This is a genomic window from Rhizobacter sp. P3_B12, from assembly GCF_056402895.1.
The window spans coordinates 1-6474 of sequence record NZ_JBFUGN010000289.1 but is presented as its reverse complement, the minus strand read 5'-3'; the positions used below and the strand labels follow the sequence as shown (position 1 = coordinate 6474).

Below are 6474 nucleotides of genomic sequence, written 5' to 3'. Positions count from 1 at the left end.
CTGCAGCCCAGCATCTTCGACATCCACGCGACGCACGCCTTCGTGCGCGAGCTGCTGGCGCGGCGGCGGGGCGACAAGGTGGCGGTCGCGATCGTCGGCATGCGGGTGCGCGAGGGCACGATCTCGGCCGACCAGCTGCGCAGCTTCCTCGAGACGCTGCAGGTGCCGCTGCTCGGCTTCCTGCGCGACACGCAGAACTACGTGCACCTGGCCGCGCGCGGCCTGACGCTGTGGGACGTGGCACCGAGCCGCGTCGAGCGCGACCTCGAACAATGGCAGCCGCTGCTCCAGTGGCTGGACGCCTGATGAAGCGCTTCGAACGGCTGGCCGAGCTGCAGGCCCTGGTGGGGCAGGAGATCGGCCTGAGCGACTGGATCGAGGTCGACCAGCGCCGCATCGACCAGTTCGCCGAGGCCACCGGCGACCACCAGTGGATCCACGTCGACCCGGTGCGCGCGGCGGCCGGGCCGTTCAAGACCACGATCGCCCATGGCTTTCTCACGCTGAGCCTGCTGCCGGAGATGTTCGCGTCGGCCTTCGAGGTGGGCGACACGCGCATGGGCGTCAACTACGGGCTGAACCGGGTGCGGTTCCCGTCGCCGGTGCCGGTGGGCAGCCGCTTGCGGGGCAGTTTCAAGCTGCTGGCCCATGAACCGCTGGATGGTGGCGCCCAGCTGACGATCGAGGTCACGATGGAGCGCGAGGGCTCGGCCAAGCCGGTGTGCGTGGCGGAATCGCTGACACGGCGCTACCTTTGACACGCCGCCCTGACAAAGTGGGCCGCTTCACCCTCTTCAGGGGGTGCGGGGCGTCCGGGGCGCTCGGCTAGCATCGGCGCTTTGCCCCGGGCCGAGGGCYCACAGCGCACGAAAGGGATGTCGCGATGAAAGTGCTGTTGGTCGATGACCATCCGTTGATCCTGTCGGCCTTGCAGACCGTGATCCAGGGCCTGGGCGACCACGTCAGCGTGGTCGGTGCCGGCAGTGCCCGCGCCGCGCGCGAGACGCTGGCCGCCGACAACGACTTCGACCTGGTGCTGCTCGACCTGCACCTGGGAGACGCCGACGGCTTCGACCTGCTGGTCGAGTTCCGCAGCACCTACCCGGCGCTGCCGGTGGTGGTGGTGTCGGCCTCCGACCGGGCGAGCGACGTGATCCGCTCGATCGACCTGGGCGCGATGGGGTTCGTGCCGAAGCGCGCCTCCAACGAGACCCTGTTCGATGCGCTGCGGATGGTGATGTCGGGCGGCATCTACGTGCCGCCGATCAGCATCGGCAACGACCGGCCGTCCGAGCGCGCGCAGGACGCGCCGTGGGGCGTGCCGGCCGCCGTCAACCAGATCGGCGAGGCGGCCAAGGGCGGCAGCTTCCAGCAGCACCCGTCGATCGCGTCGCTGGGCCTCACGCCGCGCCAGACCGACGTGCTGGCGCTGCTGCTGCAGGGCAACCCGAACAAGCTGATCGCCCGCGAGCTGGGGCTGTCGGTCGAGACGGTGAAGGACCACGTGGCCGCGGTGCTGCGGGTGCTGAACGTGAGCTCGCGCACGCAGGCCGTGCTGGCGGTGAGCCAGATGACGCAGGCGCACGGCGGCTTCTCGGCCTGGCGCCACAACGGCCCGCGCTGAGATGGTGGCCCCTGCGCCCGCTGCACAGGCCGCCTCCCTGCGCGATCTGACCGAAGTCGAGCGCATCCACGGCCTGTATTCGTACGTGCCGACCACGCTGGCCGGCAATGCGGCCGGCGCGTCGGTGATGGCGCTGTTGTTCTGGGACCACGCGCCGCGCTGGCTGCTGGCGGCCTGGATGGTGATGTTCTGGGGGCTGTGGATCTTCCGCATGTGGGCGCTGGTGGCGTTCCGCGGGCGCAACGTGCAGACGCTGGCGGCGGCGCAGCCGTGGTTCCGCATCTGGGTCGGCGCGACGATGGGCTCGGGCATCGTCTGGGGCTCGGCGGCATGGCTGTTCTACCCTCACGGCGGTACGACGGAGCGCATCGGGCTGCTGCTCACCGTCTACAGCTTCTGCGTGGCCGGCATGCCGATCCTGGCGCCGATGCGCAAGGTCTACAACACCTTCGCGCTGCTGTGCTTTGCGCCGACAGTGCTGCGCGTGGGGCTGCCGGGCGGCTTCGACGACCTGGTGCTGGCCGGTGTGCTGCTGACGATCGTCGCGATGACGACGCTGCTCGCGAGCGACTACCGGCTCAACTACGAGAACCTGCTGAAGCTGAAGCTGCGCGCCGACGAACTGGGTGCGCAGCTGCGCATCGAGAAGGCGGCCGCCGATGCGGCACGGCAGCAGGCCGAGGTGGCGAACCGCTCGAAGACGCAGTTCTTCGCGGCCGCGAGCCACGACCTGCGGCAGCCGCTGCATGCGATGGGGCTGTTCGCCGAGGCGCTGCGCCAGCGCAGCCACGATGAGGAGGTGATCCACCTCGTCAACAGCATCAACGGCTCGGTCGATGCGCTGGAGGGGCTGTTCTCGGAGCTGCTCGACATCACGAAGATCGACACCGGCGGCGTCGAGACGCAGGCCGAGCATTTCAACATCGGCGCGCTGTTCGGGCGGCTCAAGCTGCACTTCGAGCCGACGGCCTTCGAGAAGGGGCTGGGGCTGCGATTCCGCGGCGGGGCGCACAACGCGTTTGCCGACCCGGTGCTGGTGGAGCGCATCTTGCGCAACCTGGTGTCGAACGCGATCCGCTACACGCAGGACGGCACGGTGCTGGTGAGCTGCCGCAAGCGCGGCACGCGGCTGCTGCTGCAGGTGTGGGACACCGGCGTGGGCATCCGCGAGCGCGAGCAGGAGCGCATCTTCGAGGAGTTCTACCAGGTGCCGCAGGGCGACGCGCTGGCGCCGCACCAGCGCAAGGGGCTGGGGCTGGGGCTGGCGATCGTCAAGCGGCTGGCGGGGCTGATGGAGGCGCCGCTGTCGCTGCGCTCACGGCCGGGGCACGGCACGGTGTTCTCGCTGGAGCTGCCGCCCGGCAAGGCGCCGCGCGCGGTGGCACCGGCGCTGAGCGGCAAGGCGCCGATCGGGCTGACGCTGGACCGCCGCCGCATCGTGATCGTCGAGGACGAGCCGGCGGTGCGCGACGGGCTGGAGGTGCTGCTGAAGGGCTGGGGCGCCAGCGTGCGCAGCTTCGAGACGGTGTCGGCCAGCCGGGCCTGGGCGCAGAGCGACGAGGCCGGGAATGAGCCGCCGGACCTGCTGATCGTCGACTACCGGCTGGAGCACGGCCACACCGGTGTGGAGGCGATCCAGGCGCTGCGCGAGCGCTTCGGCCCGGGCGTGCCGGCCATCATGGTGAGCGGCAGCACGATGACCAACCACGAGGTGGACGCGCAGGTGCACAACTTCCACCTGCTGGTGAAGCCGGTGGTGCCGAACAAGCTGCGGGCGATGATCAGTTTCAAGCTGGGCGTGCGGGGCGGTTGAGGCGGGATCCGAGGGGCGAGCTACGCACCTGAGAGTGCGAATCGGCCGGACGGGATGAAGCTGTTTGTCCCGGGGTGGAACTTGGAAAGCGGATCGGTCACACAGGGGGAACGCCTGCTTGTGAGTGATCTGTGTGTGATTGCTGCATGGGGCATCGTTTTACTGTGCTGTGGAGCAACTTTCATGTCATCCGGGATCAAGTGCCTCGCAAAAGCGCCTTCTATTCGTAGTATCGAAATGAAGGGGAAAAATAGTAAGTATGAGTCGATCCGTGAGAAGTTGGGGAGGCAGCGCATAGCAGCGAGAGCCCAATCAACATTCAATTGCAAGATTGRGTTGAGCAATGGCATTGAGTTCGATCTTAAGAATGTCGCGGAGCATGAGACGGATGATAGAACCTATGCCTTGAATTTGGCGGGTCACCTTATTGATGGTTCGCTCAAGGAGCTTCGGGGAAAACTTCAGCACGGCGGGAATGGTGATCAGAATATAATTTCAGAAAGCTATCATTCACTTTATTGTCGGATGCAGGCAATACGGTATGAGAAGGATGAAACTGAGTTCGATGATGGGTTTGTTAAATTCCAGGAGGCTGCCTTTTCAGCAATGGAATCGGGTGATGTGGATGAATATGAGAAAGCATTGGAGTATCTTGTTGGTTTCATCGCTGAGAAGGCAAGTGATGTCATTGATATCGATGCGCTAATGGCTGAACTGGACGATAGGGACACTGAAAGATCCCAGGATGAGTTTGGTTTGGAGGAGGGGAAAATGATCTACGTGGAAAACCTCTCGAATGAATCTTGTCTACCCGAGGAGGCTGAGTTGCCGCATGTGGGGGATTCATTGAGTAGATCAGAGGACAGTGAAGCTGATACTGAAGATCCATCGTCTGCCAAGCCGGTTCATGCGAAAGTCAAGCCGGAAGTCGCTGGTGCAGTTAACAAGGACTTGCGTCATCGTGAATTGATGCAGGAGCTTGATGGCAAATTCGAGGGGCAACAGAGAAAAGGACGAAAAGAATACAAGAATGTGATCACGAAGCCGAAAAAACGAAATACCAATTCGCAAACAAGAAATCGTCAGATCGGCACGCGGACTGAGTTGCATCTAGACGGCAGCGGTAGTGATGCCGCCATGAACAAGATTTCTCGAAAGCAGGAGGAGACTAGAAGGGTGATGGTTCAAGGGACGGCGAACTCGATCGAGCATGTAATTCACGAGGAGGTGAGTGATGCAGGCAGAAAAATATCTCATTCCGCATTGAGGGATCAGTATTGCGAGCCTCTTGATAAGCAGGCGCCTGAATTGCAGACGGCAGGCAGGCGGCGGAAGGATTTTGGTCGCGACGCGACTAATTGGGGGGCCTTGGTAGATCGAGAAGTTTGCCGAGACCCTATCGATTTCAAAGTGCTGCACAACATGTGCAGGTTGCTAGCGGCAGACTGCGAAGGTGTGTCCCGCCGTTCCGCAGCTCGTTACAAGCAGAAGAACCTTCTTGAGATGAAGGATTATTTCAAGCAGCAAGCGGCGGTATTTTTGCCGAAAGAGAAACCTGAAGTCGACGATGGTCTGAAAGCGGCGGCGGTTGCTTTCTCACTGCAATGCAAGATTCATACGCGGAGAATTGTTGAATATTCAAATTACAAGCCGTCGCAAGAGAACTGACCGCATCGGCGATCAACGATCAAGAGCCCGCCGGGCTTTCCCCAACGGGGAAAGCCCATCCCCATCCCCCTCGAAGCTCGGTAAAAAATCTCTCCGCCCCATCACCCCGAGGAGAGAGACATGGACCGCCGTACCCTGATCACCCGCACCGGCCTGGCCGGCGTGCTCGCCGCCGCCAGCGCCCCCGCCATCGTGCATGCCCAGACGGCCCTGCGCTGGCGCCTSGCCTCCAGCTTCCCGAAATCGCTCGACACCATCTWCGGCGSCGSCGAGGTSTTCGCSAAGAAGGTCGGCGARMTSWCCGGCGGCAAGTTCCAGATCTCGGTGCACGCGGCCGGCGAGATCATGCCGGCCTTCGGCGTGGTCGAYGCSGTGCAGAACGSCACCGTCGAGATSGCGCACACCGYGCCGTACTACTTCTTCGGCAAGGACGAGACCTTCGCGMTCGGCKSCKCGATYCCGTTCGGSYTGAACTCGCGCCAGATGACGGCSTGGATGSTSGARGGCAACGGCCTGAAGCTGATGCGCGAKTTCTACCRCMASTACAACATCRTCAACTTCCCCGGYGGCAACACCGGCGCGCAGATGGGMGGCTGGTTCCGCAAGGARATCAAGTCGCTGGCCGACATGAAGGGCCTGAAGATGCGCATCGGCGGCTTCGGCGGCCGCGTGCTCGAGCGCATCGGCGCGGTGCCGCAGAACATCCCCGGTGGCGACATCTACCCCGCGCTCGAGAAGGGCACGATCGACGCCGCCGAATGGGTCGGCCCGTACGACGACCAGAAGCTCGGCTTCAACAAGGTGGCGCCCAACTACTGCTACCCCGGCTGGTGGGAGGGCGGCCCGCAGCTCGACTTCTTCGTCAACACCAAGGCCTTCGACGCGCTGACGCCCGAGTACAAGGCGGTGATCGAGGCCGCCTCCGCGGTGGCCCACATCGACATGCAGGCCAAGTACGACTACCGCAACCCGGCCGCGCTGAAGCAGCTGGTGGGCAGCGGTACGCGGCTGTTCCGCTTCCCGAAGGAGGTGATGGAGGCGGCCTTCAAGGCCTCGCAGGAGATGTACGCCGAGCTCTCGGCGAAGAACCAGAACTGGAAGAAGGTCTACGAGGACTTCGCGAAGGTGCGCGCCGACCAGAACCTGTGGTTCCGCTTCGCCGAGGCAGCCTTCGACGACTTCATGCAGACGCAGAAGCTGTAGCCTACTTCTTGCCGGCCTCCTGCTGCAGCGCGCGCTCCACCGCCTTCATCTGCTCGTCGTCGGCGCTCGACTTCGATGACGGCGGCGCGCTCGCGGCTTCTTCGGCCGGCTGCGGCATCAGGCCGTCCATCGACGGCGCCGGCTTGTCCTGACGCTCCTGCTGCAG

The 6474-nt window shown here is 64.1% G+C and carries 5 protein-coding genes and 1 pseudogene; all 6 read left to right on the top strand.

What is annotated here, in order from left to right:
- Nucleotides 1-306: pseudogene (locus AC1D01_RS16260) on the top strand (ParA family protein); the annotation flags it as partial.
- A complete protein-coding gene (locus tag AC1D01_RS16255; protein WP_477867987.1) occupies nucleotides 306-758 on the top strand; it encodes a MaoC family dehydratase in 453 nt (150 codons plus the stop codon). The pseudogene AC1D01_RS16260 and the gene AC1D01_RS16255, both read left to right, overlap by 1 nt.
- 125 nt (nucleotides 759-883) lie before the next feature.
- Nucleotides 884-1624, top strand: coding sequence for a response regulator (locus AC1D01_RS16250; protein ID WP_047587874.1), 741 nt, complete (start codon nucleotides 884-886; stop codon nucleotides 1622-1624).
- A 1-nt stretch (nucleotide 1625) separates the two neighbouring features.
- Nucleotides 1626-3437, top strand: a complete 1812-nt coding sequence (locus AC1D01_RS16245) for an ATP-binding response regulator (RefSeq protein WP_477867984.1) — start codon at nucleotides 1626-1628, stop codon at nucleotides 3435-3437.
- 54 nt (nucleotides 3438-3491) lie between these two features.
- On the top strand, nucleotides 3492-5105 hold the full coding sequence (locus AC1D01_RS16240; RefSeq protein WP_477867982.1) for a hypothetical protein: 1614 nt from the start codon (nucleotides 3492-3494) through the stop codon (nucleotides 5103-5105).
- A gap of 120 nt (nucleotides 5106-5225) precedes the next feature.
- Nucleotides 5226-6308, top strand: coding sequence for a TRAP transporter substrate-binding protein (locus tag AC1D01_RS16235; protein ID WP_477867980.1), 1083 nt, complete (start codon nucleotides 5226-5228; stop codon nucleotides 6306-6308).
- The last annotated feature ends 166 nt before the right edge of the window (nucleotides 6309-6474 follow it).